The organism is Paenibacillus sp. J31P190 (assembly GCF_059692075.1).
The window spans coordinates 118,774-138,339 of sequence record NZ_JCAUAS010000001.1 but is presented as its reverse complement, the minus strand read 5'-3'; the positions used below and the strand labels follow the sequence as shown (position 1 = coordinate 138,339).

The 19,566-nt window shown below is 40.1% G+C and carries 11 protein-coding genes; 10 read left to right on the top strand and 1 reads right to left on the bottom strand.

Annotation, left to right across the window (positions count from 1 at the left end; all coding sequences use genetic code 11):
• Position 1: 1 nt before the first annotated feature.
• From AC58U0_RS00575 to AC58U0_RS00530, 10 genes are all read left to right on the top strand, one after another.
• On the top strand, positions 2–2,044 hold the full coding sequence (locus AC58U0_RS00575; protein ID WP_497377077.1) for an HsdM family class I SAM-dependent methyltransferase: 2,043 nt from the start codon (positions 2–4) through the stop codon (positions 2,042–2,044).
• Entirely contained in the window at positions 2,041–3,420 is a 1,380-nt protein-coding gene (locus tag AC58U0_RS00570) for a restriction endonuclease subunit S (RefSeq protein ID WP_497377076.1), read from the top strand. The genes AC58U0_RS00575 and AC58U0_RS00570 overlap by 4 nt, the downstream gene beginning before the upstream one ends.
• Positions 3,374–6,598: a DEAD/DEAH box helicase family protein gene (locus AC58U0_RS00565; protein WP_497377075.1), complete on the top strand. Its 3,225-nt coding sequence runs from the start codon at positions 3,374–3,376 to the stop codon at positions 6,596–6,598. Before AC58U0_RS00570 ends, AC58U0_RS00565 begins: the two co-directional genes overlap by 47 nt.
• A 6-nt stretch (positions 6,599–6,604) precedes the next feature.
• A complete protein-coding gene (locus tag AC58U0_RS00560) occupies positions 6,605–7,411 on the top strand; it encodes a C39 family peptidase (RefSeq protein ID WP_497377074.1) in 807 nt (268 codons plus the stop codon).
• Positions 7,412–7,719: 308 nt separating this feature from the next.
• Positions 7,720–10,140, top strand: a complete 2,421-nt coding sequence (locus AC58U0_RS00555; protein WP_497377073.1) for an anti-phage protein ZorA-like protein — start codon at positions 7,720–7,722, stop codon at positions 10,138–10,140.
• Positions 10,141–10,153: 13 nt separating this feature from the next.
• Positions 10,154–10,933 (top strand): OmpA/MotB family protein, encoded by a 780-nt coding sequence (locus AC58U0_RS00550; protein ID WP_497377072.1) that lies wholly within the window; start codon positions 10,154–10,156, stop codon positions 10,931–10,933.
• Positions 10,923–12,155 (top strand): hypothetical protein, encoded by a 1,233-nt coding sequence (locus AC58U0_RS00545; RefSeq protein WP_497377071.1) that lies wholly within the window; start codon positions 10,923–10,925, stop codon positions 12,153–12,155. The genes AC58U0_RS00550 and AC58U0_RS00545 overlap by 11 nt, the downstream gene beginning before the upstream one ends.
• Before the next feature lie 15 nt (positions 12,156–12,170).
• On the top strand, positions 12,171–14,921 hold the full coding sequence (locus AC58U0_RS00540; protein WP_497377070.1) for a DEAD/DEAH box helicase: 2,751 nt from the start codon (positions 12,171–12,173) through the stop codon (positions 14,919–14,921).
• Positions 14,922–15,022: 101 nt separating this feature from the next.
• Entirely contained in the window at positions 15,023–17,215 is a 2,193-nt protein-coding gene (locus AC58U0_RS00535) for a Z1 domain-containing protein (RefSeq protein WP_497377069.1), read from the top strand.
• 147 nt (positions 17,216–17,362) lie between these two features.
• Positions 17,363–19,057 (top strand): DEAD/DEAH box helicase, encoded by a 1,695-nt coding sequence (locus tag AC58U0_RS00530; RefSeq protein WP_497377068.1) that lies wholly within the window; start codon positions 17,363–17,365, stop codon positions 19,055–19,057.
• Here AC58U0_RS00530 and AC58U0_RS00525 read toward each other — a convergent pair.
• Positions 19,054–19,188 (bottom strand): hypothetical protein, encoded by a 135-nt coding sequence (locus tag AC58U0_RS00525; RefSeq protein ID WP_497377067.1) that lies wholly within the window; start codon positions 19,186–19,188, stop codon positions 19,054–19,056. The two genes, AC58U0_RS00530 and AC58U0_RS00525, sit on opposite strands and share 4 nt — an antisense overlap.
• Positions 19,189–19,566: the final 378 nt, after the last annotated feature.

The following is a 19,566-nucleotide window of genomic DNA, read 5'->3' as shown; positions in this document are numbered from 1 at the left end:
AATGAATATACTTCAATATGAATCGAAAATTTGGGCGACAGCCGACTTATTACGCGGTAGTGGTATTAAAGAATCTGAATGGCCATCCTATATGATGCCGTTTTTTGCCTTGGCTATGATTGAAAGCCGATTGGTAAGAATGTTTGATGATGAAAAAGCAATGATCGGTGAAGAAGCATTTGATAATATTGATAAAAATGACCTGTATGAGTTAATTCAAGATAAAGGACAAGGCTACAATCACTATATCTTTGAGCATAACAAAACTTTAGTAGACATTTGTAAGAACGACAAGTCCTTCGAAATTGATTTTGACGCCTATCTGCATGGTTTTGATGGGGAGACCAAAGATTTACTTGGTGTTGATGCAAGCGAAGGTGAAAAATTTCTTGATATCAAAGGTGTTATCACCAAACTTAAAGCGAAAAAGGTGTTGTTAGGTTACACCAAATTATGGAGTGAGATCGATCTTAAGCCATTTAATAACTCCGAAATCACGACACTTGAAGAGCACATCAAACGCAAATGGGCAGATATTTCTGCGGAAACGGCAGGGGAGCAATACACACCAGACGATGTGATTGCGCTTATTGCTGAAATCATTGCATCAAAAATAGAAGAATCGGATAAACTGCTCAAAATTTATGATTGTACATGTGGCGGCGGAAACATGTTGTTTGGGGTTGAAGACCGTATTAATGACAAGTTTAAACGTCTTACTCAAACCTACGGCCAAGATTGGAACGATGCTCTCTACGCTCTTGCCAAGATTGAGAGTCGGTTTCGTAAAGACTCTAAAATCGAACATGGTAACACTTTGGTGGAAGACAAGTTCTACAACGAAGAATTTGATGTGGTTATCGCTAATCCACCTTATGGTGTAAGTTGGAAAGGTTATCAAAAAGATATTGAAAATGATAAAACAGATCGGTTTAAGTTCATACCTTCAATCTCCGATGGGCAACTACTGTTCATGCAGCACCTTATATCTAAACTTGATTCTAATGGTATGGGAGTAGTGGTACATAACGGATCTACCCTATTTAGTGGTGATGCGGGTTCAGCAGAGAGTAATATCCGCAAATGGATGCTCGATATTGACATTGTGGAAGCTGTGATACAGTTACCTACGGATGAATTTTTTAATACAGGGATTTACACCTATCTATGGGTACTGAATAAGAACAAACAGCCACAGCACAAAGACAAAGTCATGTTAATCAATGCCAGTGAAAAGTTCAAACCACTTAAGAAGAGCAAAGGCTCCAAGCGTAAACAAGTGGATGAAACCAGCCGCTTAGAAATTGTTGAGACTCTTACTCAATACGTGAACACAGATTACGCGAAAGTATTCGACAAAGAGCACTTCTATTTTAATAAACAAGCGATCATGCTTACAAATCTAGATGAATATGGGAAAAGTTTTGAAGCGAGGTTAAAAGAAGGGAAAACGAGCGAAAAGCTCACGCCAGTTAAACTTTCCAACGATGAAAGAGAGCTAGTCGAGTTTGTAATCACGAACTTTGATACTGAAAAATATAGTTCATTAGCTGATGCCTTTGAACAGGATATAAAACCCTTTATTTTCTCGTTAGATTATAAGGAACAGCCGTTGGTGATTACAACTTCGACAGCAAAGTATTGGTTTGATGCAGAGCAAGAAACTTTAATTAAAGAAATAGATGGTAAGAAAGATGTGCTAGGCTGCGGGAAAATCGTGGTGAAATCTGCCTATAAAAACGCCAATAAAACACATCCAGAGCGAATAGAAATAAGCGTAGAACTTACGCCTGATTACCAAAAAGATTACGAGATTATTTCCTTTTATAAAAACGAAGCAGACAATCAAGCTGCAATAGCAGACTTTATGGCGAAATATATCACCAAGCCTTTTTCCTACTTAGAAAATGTTGTGGGTGCTGCACTGAACTTTAATAAGATTTTTTATAAGCCAGAGAAACTGCGAGAAGTGGAGAATATCTTGGCTGAAATTAATGCGATTGATGAAGAGTTGAAGGTGTTAGAAGCGGGGTTGATGTTATGAAGAATCACGTGTTTAAAAAATATGATGTTTATAAAGATAGCGAGATTGATTCGCTTGGGGATTTACCGAAACATTGGACAATTCTCAGGGCTAAAGATACTGTTAATAAAATCGGTAATGGTGTTACACCTAAGGGAGGTAGCGAAGTTTATACTGATCAAGGGATCCCATTTTTACGAAGTCAAAATGTATATGATGAGGGGTTGAGACTTGCAGAAGTTTCTTTTATTTCTGAGGAAATACACAGTGAGATGAAGGGGTCTCAACTTAAAGAGGGAGATATTTTATTCAATATTACAGGCGCATCGATAGGAAGAACTTGTGTTGTTCCTGTTGGACTTGGTATCGCAAATATTAACCAGCATGTTGCTTTTTTGAGAACAAAACATTGGTTTAATACTAGATATATATCTCTATTCCTTAAATCTGATTTTATTAAAAGATACATTCAATTTGAGCAGAATGGAGCGTCTAAAGAAGCTTTCAATCTTGCTCAAATCGCTAAAATTCCTATTATATTGCCAAAGCTAGATGAACAAAAAAATATTGGTATTTATCTTGACAAAAATACTGCACAGATTGATCGCAATATAGACCTGCTCACCCAAAAGGCGACTCAATACAGCGAACTCAAAAAATCCCTCATAAATGAAACCGTCACCCTTGGATTAGTTAAAACTGTGGCTTTGAAATCTAGTGGAGTTGAGTGGATTGGGGAAGTGCCAGTGCATTGGGAAAAAAAACGAGTAAAAGATCTTTTTTTAGAATCAAAAAGAAAGAGTATATCTGGAGAGGAAACATTGCTTTCTGTCTCTGAATATAGTGGTGTGACGCAAAAAAAAGACAATATCGAAGATGACGAATTTTTGACAAATGCCACAACTCTCGTTGGTTACAAAATTTGTAACGTTGGTGAGTTGGTTATTAATATTATGCTTGCATGGAAAAGGGGATTAGGGGTTTCACCCTTTGATGGGATAGTTAGCCCATCATATGCGGTTTACACGCCATATAAGTCAACCTGCTCAGCTTATTTTCATTATCTGTTTCGATCCGAAAGGGCAATTGCAGAGTTCAAGCGTAATTCGACTGGAATCATTGAGTCACGATTGAGGTTGTATACTGATAGTTTTTATTCTATTGATGTTGTTATTCCTGAATATAAAGAACAAAAAGCCATCGCCGATTACCTTGACATCAAAACGGCACACATTGACCGGATTGTTGAAACCATTAATACTCAAATCGACAAACTCAAAGAACTACGTAAGACTCTTATTAACGATGTCGTAACCGGAAAGATTAAAGTGTCACCGGAAGGAGAGAAAGATGAACGAACTCCACCTACAAGACAAGTTTCTGCTGCCCTTCTTTAGAGAAGGGCTTGGCTATCGAGAGGTGAAAGCCAACACGGTGACAAACTCTCTTATAATTGAAGAAGACTTAGAGGAATTTATCTCTCAGACTGAGTTGAATAGAAAGTCTTACGAGGTTTTGCTAAAAAAATATAGTGGCAACAAGAATAAATTATTAAATGAGTTCATTGAACTAATTAAAGAACGTAGTGCTAGTAGCCGCAATATGGCACTATTTCTGAATGCCAATAAGTCTATCACTTTTCAGGGTGTTAAGATTCATCTCTTCTACACGGGAGATAGTGTGATTCATAATAATGACCTCTTTGATGAGAACATTTTCTCCGTGGTGCAGGAACTCCCTTATAAATATAGTTATGAAGGTCAACAGATATTCTCTTTCCGTCCAGACATAGCGCTCTTCGTGAATGGCATTTATTTGGGTTACAGTGAATTAAAGTCCAACTATACCAATCAAAGTGCTAGTAAGAATGGCCGCGGTAAGGTGATTAAGGATTATTTTGAAGCTGTTAAAATCTATCATCAACATTTTGATAGTAATAATATGCTTAGCGAAAAAGAGAAGGAATCATACCGTAAAGACTTCTTGAAAATTTTTGAAAAAGCCATTCATATTACAACGTCCGACATAGGTGAAACCTATGTTATTCGTACTATTAGCGATTATTTTGACGAAATGATCGCAACATGTCGTGAAGGTAAATTTGATCGTGAAGAGATTGAGAAAAGAGTAAATAGTGTCTTTAAGCCGTACCCATTGCTGAAACCCGAAGCGGATAAAAAAGAGAAACTGAAAGAGTTATTCACCGCACTCTACGGTAAGACTTTTATAGAGAAAGAAATTCTGTATTACAATTTCATTGAGCGCGATGTTTATGTTACCAGTAATGGTAAAGAGCTGAAGAACGAGCAGGGTCATTTGATCTCACCACGTCCAAAGCAGAAATTCGGTACAGATAAGATCATTGCCAAAATTGATGAGTTTCTTGCACATGAGCAAGAGACTGATTATTTTGAGAGATTGCTAGAAAAACAGCTGCTTGGTGTATCGGAAGCAAAGAAAAAAGAATTGCTAGAGAAACGCAAGGCGTATTCTAATAATAAGAATGTTTATTCCTTGCTAATGCAGTACGCTGCAGGATTTGGCAAATCAAATATTATAGGTTGGTCTGCCCTCCAGCTTAAAGATCTCCGCCGCGATGGTGAGTATGTGTATGACAAAATTATGATCGTTGTTGATAGATTACAACTTCGCGGACAAATCGATTCCAAAATGCTCAATATGAATATTGACAACCGCATGTACGTTGAAGCTAGTAATAAAAAGACTTTTCAAGATGCTCTTGCTTCTGACACGCGTTTGGTCATTGTGAATTTGCAGAAGTTTGGTTCCGTTCGAGACATGCTAGATGCTGAAATTATGCAAAACCTAGCAAAAATGCGCATTGTTTTTCTAATCGATGAAATCCACCGTTCCAATAGTGGCGAGCAGCATGAAGGAATGGTGAGTATCTTTGATGAATTACAATCGCCATTTGATAATCATGCACAAAGTGGTCAAGTACATAAAAAGAAGAATCTGATCATCGGTTTTACAGCTACGCCTGACGACCATACGCTTGCTCGTTTTGGAGAATTCAGTGGGTATGCAGAGAGTGAGAAGCTGTGGAGACCCTTTGATTCTTACACCATGAAAGAAGCGATCGAAGACGGTTTCATTCTTAATCCTCTTAAGAATATCGTGCCAGTTGCATCCAGGATGTTATTTGATCTGCCGAACAATCTTTTGGAAGGCTTCACAGAGAAAGAATACAAAGACGCACAAAAAAAGCAAGTGTATGAAAACAGAGACCGCATTGATGCGATTGCGAAGTATGTGGCGGATTTACTGGTCAAAGACGTATATCGCCAAATTCGAGGAACGGGTAAGGCCATGCTGGCTGTTCATTCCATTAAAGCTGCGATAGCATATCAGCAAGCAGTGACCAAACACTTCAATGTATTGGTACAAGAACCTAAATACGCTAAATACGTAGATGCGCCGATTCATGTTGTGTATTCTAGTAATCAGGACGAGCAAAGTGCAACCGGTCTTAATGGTGGTATGAGTGAAGAGAAGGTGTTAGAAAGCTTTGCGCTAAAGAAGAACGGTCTGATGATTGTCGTGGCGAAACTGCAAACGGGATTTGATGAGAAAAAGCTGCATACGCTGTTTTTGGATAAAGAGGTCAAAGGTATCAGCGCGATTCAAACGATATCTCGTGTAAATAGGACGACCAAATACAAAAACGATTGTAAAATTGTTGATTTTTCCTATAACAATGTGAATGTGCAAAATATTAAAGATGCCTTTGAGCATTTCTCTGATGTGGTCGTAAGTGACTTCGATCCTTTTGGAGACAAGAAGATATTGGATTTATTACTGATCGAGTTGAAGAAATCAGACACCTTCGATAAGTTCTTTAAAGTGTATACGGCTATTTATAAAGACAAAGCAAAGCGAGATAACCCGGAAAGCTATCTGGATTTAGAAAGCAGTTTGAAAAAATACATCGATGCAAATCCTCAGCGTACGACAGATACAAAGGCAAAGGCGGCTCAGTATTTTACAATTCTGAACCGAATTGAGTATGTGATTGACCTTGACGCGAAGTATAGCGAACCTAGCTTCTTATCCTTCTGGAGAAAATTTAATACATTGTACAACATGCTGCACAGAAGCGAGGATATTAAAGATCCAATTGAAGTTTATTTCGACAATCAAATTGGCATTATTGAGGTAGAGACAGAAGAATCAAAGGAAAAGAAAAAGAAGCCTACGCAAATAGCGGAAGCAAAAGCACCTTATGGTAGCCACCAGTTTGACATTCTTGCTATTATTGAAGCCCGTAACGAGCTAGAAGCAAAGAAAGGCTCACAAATTCAAGACTTTGAATCCAAGATTAAAGAGTTTTTTGAATATGTACTTAAATCGATTGAAGGCGAACGCTTAATCGTAAAGATGAAATCGCATGTTACGGAAGCCGAGATCTATGATGATTTTGCAAAAATATATCGCCGATACAAAGCACTCAATCGCCAAAGAGTAGGGGACTATTTCTTTAAAGAGATGGATGATTTAGTTAATAAACTGTGTGATGATTTTGAAAAGCATCTGTTTGAGCAAGATAGCATATAGGTCACTATGTCCAAATATCTATGTAATGGTCTTATAATAATTCTATTCCTACTTTTATTGAGTTCGTGCTCAACCAATGGTAATGCAATTAAGTACACACAATCTTCTGAGATTTTATTCAAAGCAAATATTGCTGGCAAAGAAGTACAGAAGCCGCAGGAGTCACCGCGAATAAGTGAGAATATAGATGATGAAGTTGAAGGTATGCCAGTAGAGCATCATATAGATGTTCCTTCCATGTCGCAGTACCCCGAGTACGTAAATGGCTGCGAGATTACGAGCTTGGCCATGCTATCCAATTACCTGAAACTCCCCTACGACAGGCAGGAACTTATCAATATGTTAGCTATGGATAATACTCCACGGCAGCATGGTCAAGATGGTTCAATTGAAGTATGGGGAGATCCTAACCAAGGTTTTGTTGGTGATATTACTGGAAGTGATATGGGCTATGGGGTGTATCATAAGCCTATAAGAGATTTACTTGAACAAATATATATTAACCACGCACTTGATATGACGGGCCATGAATTCAGTGAGGTTGAGAAACAAGTTGCTCTCGACCATCCTGTGATTGTTTGGACAACATCGAACTTCAATCCTTCAAATGAATGGGTTGAATGGAAGACCAATGATGGCAGCATAATTCATGCTACTTTTGAAGAACACGCAGTTTTGCTAGTAGGTTATGATGAGGAGTTTGTGTACGTAGATAACCCTCTCAACGGAAAAAAAGCAGAGAAAATAGCAAAACAACCATTCATCGAAAGCTGGAAGCAGCTAGGGAAGCAGGCTGTCACCTATGTCTACTGACCACAAGTTCGGGGGATTTAGCTTGTTAGTAGTAACCAAAAGGAAAGTGTCTTCCCAACGGGAGCAAAGTGCAATCGAAATTTGTTCAATATAATTGAATGTACCTTCATTAGTGTAAATTTATACCAGTAGAAATAGGGAGGAATACCCACTTTTCTTGTCGAATTTAACATACGCAGTACTTTATGTGTAGTAGTTCCGACTCATAGTTTCAGTTGGACACAGCGCTCAGAAGAGAGCTGTGTCTATTTCATTTCTACAGTACCATTTCAACTAACAATGAACTTATATTTGGAGGCTACTAAGTTATGACTACAGCGGTACCTTACCTGCTAATCGGTACAATGATTATCATTTTTTTCGGAGGTTTGTGGAAAATCTTTTTGTCCTATATCGCAGCCCAGCGTTCTTCCATTCGAATCCAGAAGAAGCTTGAGGAGCTTCAGTCGGAGATATCTCAGTTAGAAAGATTTCATCAATTTGACGAGTGGCTGCAGGAAGAGCAAAACAATTCGTATATAAACGATACGATCATGCCTGCATGGAAATCTTTTTACGGAAAATTCATGCAGTATCAACAAAGTGGAGTAGCATTGACCCCGGATATTCTAGATTTCTTCCAGGAAGAAAGGTTCGTCCATCGTTATGGCAAGCGCAAGTTGGCTGAAATAATGCCTGGTATATTTCTTGCACTTGGAATTATCGGTACTTTCTGGGGGATTGCAGTAGGGGTAAACGGCCTTGATCCTAATGGAGATTCAGGTGCATTAAAAGCGGGTATCGGTACATTGCTTTCCGGGATGAAGGCCAAGTTCATGTCCTCTATTGTGGGTATTCTGGCCTCGCTGATTTGGCAGGCGTTGGATAAAATTGCATTTCTCCCTAGATTAGTGGATGCTTTTTCACGTGTACAAGAGTCCTTGGACGAGACATTCCCTACACAAGAGGAATCAACCGTATTATCACGGATGCTAAACAACCAAGAAAAGCATATGTTGGACTTTCAGACATTTATGTCCGAACAGCTTATTCCACAAATGATGACGGGGATAGCACATTCCTTTCAACAGGTCATTACCCCGCACATGGAACAAATGCATCAGACAGCAGCTGTTCAACAACTAAGTCAGGAGAAGCAATCCGATTTATTACAATCCTTAATGACCAAGACGCAAGGAACTATGGATGAGCTCCTCCAGACGGCCAACTATGAATCACAACAGAACGAGAATCGAATGAAAGGACTCCAGAATTTCATGGCGGATCAACTTGTTCCGCAGATGACCTCCGGGTTTTCTCATACGTTAAATGAATCATTGACCCCACATTTGCAGCAAACCCAAGATATGATTAAGGAAATGCTCGAAAGCGCCAGTGCAAATCAATCAGAGGGCATGAGTGAGATGATAAATACGTTCGTCACCCAGCTTAATGAGTTGACAGGTGATCATATGCGCGATTTAGGTGAGGCTCTTCGGACAACGATTGATTGGCAGAAACGTGTACATGAAGATATGGGAAGCTTAGTACAATCGTTGCAAGATTCAGCTAAGCAGCAGTCAGAGATGGCTGAGAAGACTACAGAACTTACGGAGCAAATTCATGGACACACTTCCCAACTTACGGAACATCATAACGTGTTAGAAAAGACGGTTGCACAGCTCAGTCTCACGGCAGAGAAGCACAGCGACTTGCATGATGCAACTTCAGGTCTATTGGAACGCATGGTAGAAGAGCGAGGAGTCTTCCATACGCATTTTGACGAAAATGTCCGTAGCCTTGAACAAAATGTAGTTTCTATTGCTGAGCAAACGATGCTTCAAATTGAGCTGCAGCAAAAGCTTGGTCAGAATCTGAGTGGAATGATTGATACTACTCAGAGCCAAGAAGCATTAGTTGAAGCTTTATCGCAACATGCAACTCAGACAGAAAGTTCAACTGAATCATTGGCCAAACTCGTTGAGAGTGTTGTCAAACACGAAGAATCCTACAGTGTCATGCAAACATCTATAGGCTCCTTGCATGATGCAACTTCAGATTTGCTGGAAAGAATGGTTGAAGAGCGAAATATGTTCCATGCACAATTCTATGAGAATATGGAATCACTAGGGCGAAATACTACCACATTCGTGCATCAGACCGAGCTTCAGCTTCAATTACAGGAAAAGATCGAGCAAAATCTACGTGGCATGACCGATATTACACAGAGTCAGGATGCATTGGCGTCGACATTATCCGAATACTCAGATCATACACAGAAATCAAACGAACAATTAGCTAATTTAATCGATAAAGTTGTTCAAAATGCAGAGACATTTAGTGAACTGCAGTCATCTATGAGTACTGTGCTTAAGCAAACTGAAAGTGAGCGTAAGCGGATGGATGGAATTTTACAAGAAGCAATAGAAGGCTACTCCAAACAACTTGGTGATATGGACAGTAGAGTAATTATTTTGAAGCAGCATTGGGATTCCACGAGCGATGTGATGACTAAGATGAACAACCAGCTGACAAAATCGATGTCACAATTTACCGATGATATGCACCGAGGTCTTAAGCATACCTTTACTATGTTTGATGAAGAGCTTAATACAACTGTGAGTTTATTGCATCGGGTAGTTCGAGCCATTCAAGACAGTCTTGAGGATCTACCGGATGAGGTTCAGATCTTGAAGCAAACGGTACAAGAACTAAATAAACATGCCAAACGGATGTCTAATCCAATATAAGGAGTAGGAGTAAATGTCTCGAGGATATCGTAATATCAAACGTTTTCCCACTCATCGAAATGAAGGAGAGAATGAGAGCTTCTGGGTATCTTATACGGACCTTATGTCTGCTTTATTGATAGTATTTGCTCTTGTACTCATGATTACTATGTTCGACACTCAATCAGCTTTTGAAGAGGCAAAGTCGGCCGTGGATGAGAAGGCTGAAGCTATGCAGGAGAAAGAAGCTGCAATCAAGCAGAAAGACAAGCTTATTGAGGAAGTTCTTGGTGTAAAATCTAAGATCATCTCGGAGTTGGTGAAGGCGTTTAAAGACTCGGATTTGAATCTTGAGGTAGACCAACAGACAGGTGCTATTCGTTTCTCTGGTGGTGTCTTTTTTGAATCTGGAAGTAGTGCAGTATCGGATACTGGAAAAGGTTATTTAACACGATTTATTCCCAAGTATAACGCCATTTTATTATCCGAGCAGTTCCGCGATCAAATTGCACAGATCATTGTTGAAGGACACACAGATACAGATGGTACTTATTTGTTCAATTTAAAGCTTTCACAGGATCGCGCACTTTCAGTAGTGCAAAGCATCTTTTCTCCCTCGTTTCCAGTCTTTAAGTACCAAGAGGATTTGAAACAGGTTATTACAGCTAATGGCCGATCCTTTGCAGTTCCGGTCTATCGGAAAGATGGAACTATTGATGCGGATAAATCCAGACGAGTGGAATTCAAGTTTCGATTAAAAGATGAGCAGCTACTCGACAAGCTTCAAGGATTGATGTTAACCGATGGAAAATAGAACGTATTATCATTACACATTCGCACCTAGCAAATTGATAGAAAGTCGTAAAGAAATAGAAAAAGCTTTTCATAATGTCGAAGAAAGGCTATTTAAGAAAGTAGGCCGTAATCGTCTTCCTCGTCTTTTAGAACAGATTCGTAAAATTTCTTTTGAGGCAGTAGAGGACTTTGCCCGGAGTTTAGAGCGAACTGAAGTGCGTGTGTTATTGTACAATTATCCTTTTGTGGAAGAAAGCAATCAGACGCGGCGTAAAATTAACCTAATCCTTACTTATCGTTATTCACCAACTGTTGGTAAAATAGCTTGGGATTTATTTCAGAATGAGCCTGAAGATGTGTTTCTTCAAGATTTATTAAGACTTGTTTATAACGCTGATAATTTTGAGTTTCTGACAACTGATGAGAAGTGGAAAGATTCTTTCAGAAGCGCGCTAATAGACCGAGATGGTATTGTAAACGGTTTTGCTAAAGTGTTATCTTCTATGGACATTTCCACTCCCGAGCTAATGAAGCAGCTTAAGATTAAGCCAGATGCTGCGCTTGAGGAAAGACTTATTTGGGGTATTCTACTACATGGCTTGGGTGGAAAAATTTTAGTTAAGCGTGATGGAGCTGATTATATTGCTGGACGTCTAGAGCGATATAATATGGACGAGTATAAGCAACTTTTCTCAACTTATGTAGAACCAAGGGCATACACAGAATTCGACTATGTGCTGTTAGAGCAATCATTGCGTCGACTTGATAATCCTAAAGAACGAATTAAACATTGGGATTTTCTCTCTCCTAAGGCGATGGAGCAAGTTCATAAGTGGCTGTTGCAGAATAAGCTGAAGAAGTTTTTCGAAGAGGATGAGAACAACAGTCGGTTTGATTACTGGAAAGGATATTTGAATCATGGGCATATTTTGGATGTCGATGTTATCAAAGATCCGAAGTCAGCGTTTATTTATTTCGAACACTTTGTTGTTGTTGAATTTGGTATCATTGGAGCCGCGTATTTTTACCATAAAGCTGGTTTTGAGAAATATATTAAGGCTATCCCGAATTCGCAAAAATTTCGAAGTAGCGGCCGGTCTAAGCGTGAAGAGATGCTTAAGCAAAAATACAAAGAAATTGGTGGAGTGCGCTTATTTATAGATAAACATGGCCACTATGGTTCACACTGGACACAAAAATTTACTGCATTTATGCGTAATTATTTGGATGGTCGGTTCTAGTGGGGAGGAGACAACATGTCCTTATTCAGGCGTTTATTGGGGAAAGATACTAAGCAACAATTATATGCACCTATTGAAGTTGATATGGAACGGACTGAGGCAGGGCTTCATTTCAATTTATCCCGTAATGGAAAAGCAGATAAGGTCTGCTTCCCTTTAACGCTCACCATAACCCAACTACGACAAGAACCTCAGTTGGATCTTTTAGAGGCCTTGGAAGTGTTATGGTACGATGAGCAGCTTCAAGGATCTGAAGGTGGTTATCATCTTAGTTATGAGCAATTGCTTAACGTGACTCCAGAAATGCTGAGTTTGTTTGATATACCGGAACCCTCATTATTAGAACTTTTCCTTTCTCATGAGGGAGCGGTGGGCGCGGCACACTTTAAATTCGATCTTCAGATGCATTACGGGGCCTGGAAGCACTTGGAGCGAACGTCACAGTCCAAAGGACCGTGGTTGATTTTGCCTGATCGAACAGTTCTTCTCAAACAGGCTGACGTTTTTGAGTTAGAAAGGCTGATTCAACAGCGACCTGATGCCATGGATCCGGAGCGTATTTTTGCCTATGTGGCAGAAGTCCGTCAAAGAGCTATGAAATTAGGGATTGCCATGGATTCTTATCTAGAGCGTCAACAATACCTATTTGTCGACCAAATGGAGCTTGAGCTTGAGTACAATACTGATGGAATCCAAGTAAACCCTGTATACCAATCCATCACAGTAGATCATCAATTTCTTAGAGATATGAGTAAGCAAAGCGCCAAGTTCGCGGTTGGATCGAATCGTGAGAAAGTATTTGTATCTCAACAAGTCTGGGAGCAAGGTCGCTCGATCAAAGAGATGCCTGTTATTCAAGGAGATGACATTCCGAGATTCGCAGAGAATCCAGAAGCTTTTTTACCGGATCTAGAAGGATTGGATCTGTCACTATTCGGTGAACGTGTAAAGTCATTGGGGATTCGTGTATACCGTACACAACCTTTTGTTCATGCGAAAGAGTCGGACCGAGGTTGGTTTCAGATCGAAACAGGGTTTTCAGCCGTTAATGAGACAGGGGAAGTTTGGCAGTCTTTCAAACAAGACGAGTTTCAGCAGCTTATTCAGGAAGCCAGAAACAATGGAAATGAGTATTTTGAATGGAATGGCAATTGGTTGCGAATTCCAGCAGAAGTAGAGGATTTTATCCAATCGACTGGAGAAGTCCAGAAACGTTTTGGGGATAACCCGGTTGTCGACATCACTTCACTTCCTTATATATTAGAAATTTACGAAAACATTAGTCAACTCGAATTCAATAAACCAATCTTACAGGCACATCAAGAGTTGCATGATCAGGGTGTATTAGAACGTACACCGCCAGATTCATTCCAGGCCACGTTAAAGCCATTTCAGCAAGATGGTTATGTATGGATGAAAATGCTGCACTTCCGGAAGTGGGGTGGATTGTTAGCTGATGACATGGGTCTTGGTAAGACCATTCAAGTTATTTCACTGTTGTCTTATCTTCAGCATACGAATCGTTTAACGCCTACTTTAATTGTGGTGCCTAAGACCTTAATTGATAATTGGGAGAAGGAGTTAATGAAATTTGCTCCATTTCTACTACCCAGTTTGTATCTGCACCGAGGCACTGACAGAATCAAATCACCAGAGGCATTGAGACAGATTGGAATTACGATTACAACGTATCATACGTTAGTTCGTGATCAGCTTGCTTTTGGACAAGTGGAGTGGCAGGCAATTATTTGCGATGAAGCCCAAGCGATAAAGAATCCATCAACCGCGGCGAGCCACGTCTTGAAAGCGATGAAGTCAAAATTCCGATTAGCCATGACAGGTACCCCTGTTGAGAATGGCTTAAGTGAGCTGTGGTCGATTATGGACTATGTTCAACCTGGATTATTAGGAAGCTTAAGTGAGTTTAAACGGGAGTTCATTACCCCCCTTGAGGCTGGGGAGGGAGACTCTGTTGTCGAGCAACGGTTGTTAGCCAAGTTATCTTCTGTCTATAAGAGAAGGACGAAATCAGAGGAGTTGGCGGGGCAACTACCTCCCAAGCATCATCATGTTATACAAGTTCCTCTGGGTGATGCTCAGAAACGGTTATATGCCGAAATCCTTGAGTTGGTAAAATCAAAAATGATGGATGGTTTGCAGGCTATTCAACGGTTAAAACTTTTAAGTTCACACCCAGGACTCATCGCGCCTGAATGGGTTAATCTGCCTCCAGAAATGGTGCCTAAACTATTGCACACTCTTCAAATTATAGATGACGTTAAATCTAAAGGTGAAAAAGTACTCATTTTTACAGAGTACCTCAAAATGCAGGACATCTTAAAATCAGCAATTCGAGATCGATTTGGTATAAGTTCTTTTATCATTAACGGCATGACTGATCGTAGACAATTGGTTGTCGATGAGTTTAACCGAAAGCCAGGATTTGATGTCTTAATTTTGTCTCCAAAAGCTGCCGGTACGGGTTTGACGATCACGTCAGCAAATCACGTCATCCATTATACACGTTGGTGGAATCCTGCCGTAGAGAATCAAGCAACAGATCGTGCATACCGGATAGGTCAAGATAAACCTGTTCATGTGTATTGTCCCATTGTCACAGACAATGAAGGTGTGTTGAAGCAGGGGACCGTTGAGGAGATCGTACATCGTATTTTATCCGAGAAACAAGAACTAGCTTCATCCATTATTGTTTCGAGTCGAAAGCTTGATTTGGAAAATGAAATATTACAGCAGTTTCGAAATTAATGAGAAAGTGTGTTCCCTGACAACGTGTTGTCGGGGCTTTCTTGTATAGTAGTAAACAGCAAGGGTTATTAAGAAAAATTATTCCTTGGAGGGAATTCAGAATGGTGACATTGACAGAGAACAAAGATACAGGTACTTTCTACCCTAGATTATTGGAACTTAATAACTATGATGAAACAATGCAAAAATGTATAACAAAAACAGTTGAAAAGCTGCAGTCTGAAGATACAACTAAACGTCCAGGGATGTTGCTTGGGAAAATTCAATCCGGTAAGACGCGGACGTTTATTGGGGTAATGGCTTATGCTTATGATAATGGATTCGATATTGTTATAATTTTGACTAAAAATTCTAACGCATTAGCCCAACAAACGACGGAACGATTAACTCGTGAGTTTAAAGAGTTAATAGAAAATGAGCTTATGCGTGTTTATGACATTATGAAATTACCAGATCATTTAAAAAAGTATGCTTTAAGACAAAAATTAGCTTTCGTCGTCAAAAAAGAAACTAAAAATATGGATCGTCTTCGTAAAGCCTTCTTTGAGCAGTACCCAGCTTTAGCTGAGAAGAGAATTCTGTTTATTGATGATGAGGCTGACTTAGCCAGTATTTCTTTTGAGAAAGACAAAGAAAGTAATATTGTTGAGTTGAGGACAATTGCAAATAAAATTGACAAAATGAGGGCAGATCTTAGTGATTCTTCCTTTTTACAAGTGACGGCTACTCCATACTCACTTTATTTACAACCTGAAGAACTGTCAGTCCATGAGTTTAAAAAGTATGAACCTACTCGCCCTGCTTTTACAGAGTTGGTGCCTATTCACGATAAATACATTGGTGGTGAAATGTATTTTGAAAACTCTCAAGTTGATGGTCATATGGCTCAGTTCTTGTTTGAAGAGGTCACTGAGAGTGAGCTAGATGTTTTAAAAAAAATAGATAAGCGACGAACACGTGGGGACTCACTAATAAAGCATAAAAATGTACTTTCTATGCGAAAGGCGCTTGTGAATTTTTTAGTTGGCGGGGGAATTCGCCGTTGGCAGCAGCAGCAATTCCAACAGAAACAGAAAAAGTATTCGTTAATTGTGCATACGGAGAGAGGAAAGGGTGCACATGCGTGGCAGGAATACTTAATGACAATCTTGGAAGAGGAATTAAGAATTGCTGCTGAAGGGAATCAACCTGTATTTAAAGAGTTAATCGAAGAGGCCTATAATAATTTATTGTGTTCATTAACTACTATAGATGTTATTATTCCGTCATTTGAAGAAATTTTGGAACTTGTAAGAGAGGCTCTAATTGAAGAAGAAGTAACCATATCGATCGTCAACTCTGAAAAAGATGTTGATCGCTTGCTAGATGAAACAGGTCAACTAAGATTAGATTCGCCATTTAATATATTCATTGGAGGACAGATTCTGGATCGTGGGGTTACAATCGACAACCTAATTGGATTCTTTTACGGTCGAAATCCTAAACAATTTCAACAAGATACAGTGCTTCAACACTCACGAATGTATGGTGCGCGTCCACTTGAGGACGTAGCTGTTACACGCTTTTATACTACCCAGCATATCTGGAACATTATGAGTAAGATTCATGAATTTGATAGTGCCCTTCGTGAAGCATTTGTACGTGGGGGACATGAGCAAGGTATTATTTTTATTCAGAAAGATCTAGCTGACAAAATTGTTCCATGTAGTCCCAATAAAATAATGCTTTCGCAACTTACTGTTTTGAAGCCCCATAAACGAATCTTGCCGATAGGTTTTAATACAAAATCTAAAACGGCGATTGAACGAACCGTCAATCAAATCACTCAGTTGTTAGATGAAGCGGAGCGGATGAGTATTCTTAAGGACGATTCCAATTTTACAATATCTGTCGAACTAGCAAAAAAGATTTTATCTCTAGCACATTCAACAGTAGAAATGGAAGATGGATACGTTTGGGATATCGGCGAGTATCACTCCATATTGGATTATCTAACAAAGGAAGTGGAGCAGAATCCAGAAAGTCTTGTTTGGGTTGTCCGACGAGAAAATCGCAACATAAAACGAATCGATGATAATAATAAATTTGAAAATTCACCTGATACACCAAAGGGAGAAAAAGGGGAATTAACAGTTGCTAGACGATTAACATCACACTTCCCGGCGTTAATTATGTTGTGTCAAAATGGATCAGTTGAAAATAAATGGCGCGGCGCGAATTTTTGGTGGCCTGTTTTGGTTGTGCCACAGCACATAACTACAACTATCTATTCCAAGAAAACAACTAATTTATAGAATATGAATGAGAGTGCCTTCTTTCTGGTTTTTAGAAGGGAAGGCTCTTTTTACTATTCGACCTACCTTAAATTAATTTGGCGAGCATTAGAAAGTTCTGACGTAATGAGAAAAATTTTAAATACTATAAACTGGGTGAGGGATTCGATGATTGACGAAATCCGAAAGACGTATATATATCGAGTAATTATGTTCATTCTTGCGTTGGAGGAAACAAATTATGAATCACAAGAGGCTAGTTCCGGTCTGGAGGAGGACTTGTCGAAGCTGGAGGATGAGGTAGCTCCATTCAATGTTGTTGTGTCTCCCAATGATGTGTATAAAGATGTTCCGACACGACGTAAGGCTAGCCGGAGGCCGATCTATTTTATCGATAAGAATTCCTTACAGTACCTCGACCACCGTATCCCTCTGCCTGAGCAAATTCCTCAGAGCTTTAATTTCGATTTCGAATACATTCCGAAAACAGAGCTATATCCTCATCAATGGGTGCTGTTTTACTATTTGATGCAGCATGACGATCTGCTGATTGCTGATGAGGAAGGTGTCGGTAAAACGCCGCCTATACTTTGCTCCCACGAATATAAGATGCGACTTCGTCTTGCTGGTAGAGGCATGTTTGTTACAAAGGCAAGTCTGATTTACGATGTGAGCAACCAGGCATCACGGTTTACTAATTTAAGAATGCTTGTGATCAAGGGAAGCGCTTCTGAGCGAGAGCAGATGTACCGTGATATGGAAGCTCGTAGATTTGATATGTTGGTTATCTCCTATGAGACGTTGCGTGAGGATCAGGAGCTAATCGTTCCTCTTGTGGAGCGGGGCGTGATTGATTGCTGCTACCTGGATGAGGTTCATAAGATAAAGAATCCGGATGCGCAGTTGAGTCGATGCATTATGAGGCTGGAGCCGTTGTCACGTTATGCGATTTCTGCGACACCAGTCATCAACTCTCCCGGAGATCTCTATCAAGTGTTGACGTGGTTGCGAACGGCAGACATACCTGACATTTTTGATCGTACAAAACTATTGAATTCGAACAAGCTAAAGAGCACCCTGGAGAGCAAAATGGTACGGCGACTTAAATCGGAAGTTCTCCGTCTGCCGCCAGTAAATTTTCGTGAGCATTATTGCGAGCTCACGGCTCACCAGCATGCCGTCTATGAGCAGGTCAAAATCGCTAGACCGAGCGATCAATTCGAGCATCTTAGGTTTAGCCATATCCCTAACGCGCTTGCTCGGTACTTAAGGCTCGGTCAAATAGCAGAATCATTCGAAATTGTAGGCGGTGTTCCTGGAACGGCAGGCAGCAGTAAGCTCGAAGAGCTCGAGGAATTGCTGGAGGAAATCGTCATGCGTCGCGAGAAGGTGGTGCTTTTCAGTCGCTCTCTCGAATTCGTACATATTGTGACGGACTACTTCGAAAAGTATAACCCCGCAGTGCTGCACGGCAGTATCCGCGACCGGCAGGCAGAGGTCGATAAGTTTATGAATGATCCTACCTGCTGGATGATTATGTGCTCCGAACAGGCGAGTCGAGAAGGATGGACTGGGACGGTTGCGAATCATGTGATATTTACCAGTAAACCTTGGTCGCCTGCCTATATTTCACAGTGTATCGGAAGGGTGTGGCGTTTTGGCGCGGAGCGACATGACCAAATCCATGTGCACTCCTTGATTGCTGCAGATACTGTAGACGAGACGCATGAGGAAATTCTGGATTATAAAAAAACGGTCATTCAAGAGTTTGTTGGTCGGCATCAGGGAAAATCGCTTTCGACAAATGATTATATTAAGAAGCTGATTGCAGCGGAGGAACGAAAGGTCCATGAATCGGCTTAAGCACCGCGTCGGTCATTAAACAGCGATTGGATCTCATGGTCTTCGAGCAGCTGCTCGATCAACACAAAGTCATAATGTTCATTCCTAAGGCAGTATCGAACAACCACATCGCGAGGGATTGTTGTGCTCATAGAGTATCCCGCTTTATCTAACATTTCCTCCGCTGCTTCTTCGCTTGCAGTCTGCTCCAGTAATCCCTGCTGATTTGTCCAAGCTCAAATTTATCTTACCTAAGCGTAAAAAGAAGACACACTCTTTCAATGCGATCTGTGAACTACAAAGAGTTGAGAAGCAGAGATTTTGGCGGTTGCATTTAATGAGCAACGTTATCTTGATGGAATTTACAAGACGATCCCTGACCTAATGTGTCGGGGAATTTTTGTATGCTAGTAAGAACTGGGGGAACTGGGACTTATGATCCAAATAAAGAGGGAAATGTTGGAATGTGTCGAATGAATATTACTAAACAATAAATTAGTAAAAGAACGCATGTTTCATGACAGATAGTC

What these genes read in the sequence shown, in the direction of transcription:
- AC58U0_RS00530 (WP_497377068.1), top strand. Translation starts at nt 17,363, where the DNA reads ATGATTGACGAAATCCGAAAGACGTATATATATCGAGTAATTATGTTC.
- AC58U0_RS00540 (WP_497377070.1), top strand. Translation starts at nt 12,171, where the DNA reads ATGTCCTTATTCAGGCGTTTATTGGGGAAAGATACTAAGCAACAATTA.
- AC58U0_RS00575 (WP_497377077.1), top strand. Translation starts at nt 2, where the DNA reads ATGAATATACTTCAATATGAATCGAAAATTTGGGCGACAGCCGACTTA.
- AC58U0_RS00560 (WP_497377074.1), top strand. Translation starts at nt 6,605, where the DNA reads ATGTCCAAATATCTATGTAATGGTCTTATAATAATTCTATTCCTACTT.
- AC58U0_RS00525 (WP_497377067.1), bottom strand. Translation starts at nt 19,188, where the DNA reads ATGAGCACAACAATCCCTCGCGATGTGGTTGTTCGATACTGCCTTAGG.
- AC58U0_RS00555 (WP_497377073.1), top strand. Translation starts at nt 7,720, where the DNA reads ATGACTACAGCGGTACCTTACCTGCTAATCGGTACAATGATTATCATT.
- AC58U0_RS00545 (WP_497377071.1), top strand. Translation starts at nt 10,923, where the DNA reads ATGGAAAATAGAACGTATTATCATTACACATTCGCACCTAGCAAATTG.
- AC58U0_RS00550 (WP_497377072.1), top strand. Translation starts at nt 10,154, where the DNA reads ATGTCTCGAGGATATCGTAATATCAAACGTTTTCCCACTCATCGAAAT.
- AC58U0_RS00535 (WP_497377069.1), top strand. Translation starts at nt 15,023, where the DNA reads ATGGTGACATTGACAGAGAACAAAGATACAGGTACTTTCTACCCTAGA.
- AC58U0_RS00570 (WP_497377076.1), top strand. Translation starts at nt 2,041, where the DNA reads ATGAAGAATCACGTGTTTAAAAAATATGATGTTTATAAAGATAGCGAG.
- AC58U0_RS00565 (WP_497377075.1), top strand. Translation starts at nt 3,374, where the DNA reads ATGAACGAACTCCACCTACAAGACAAGTTTCTGCTGCCCTTCTTTAGA.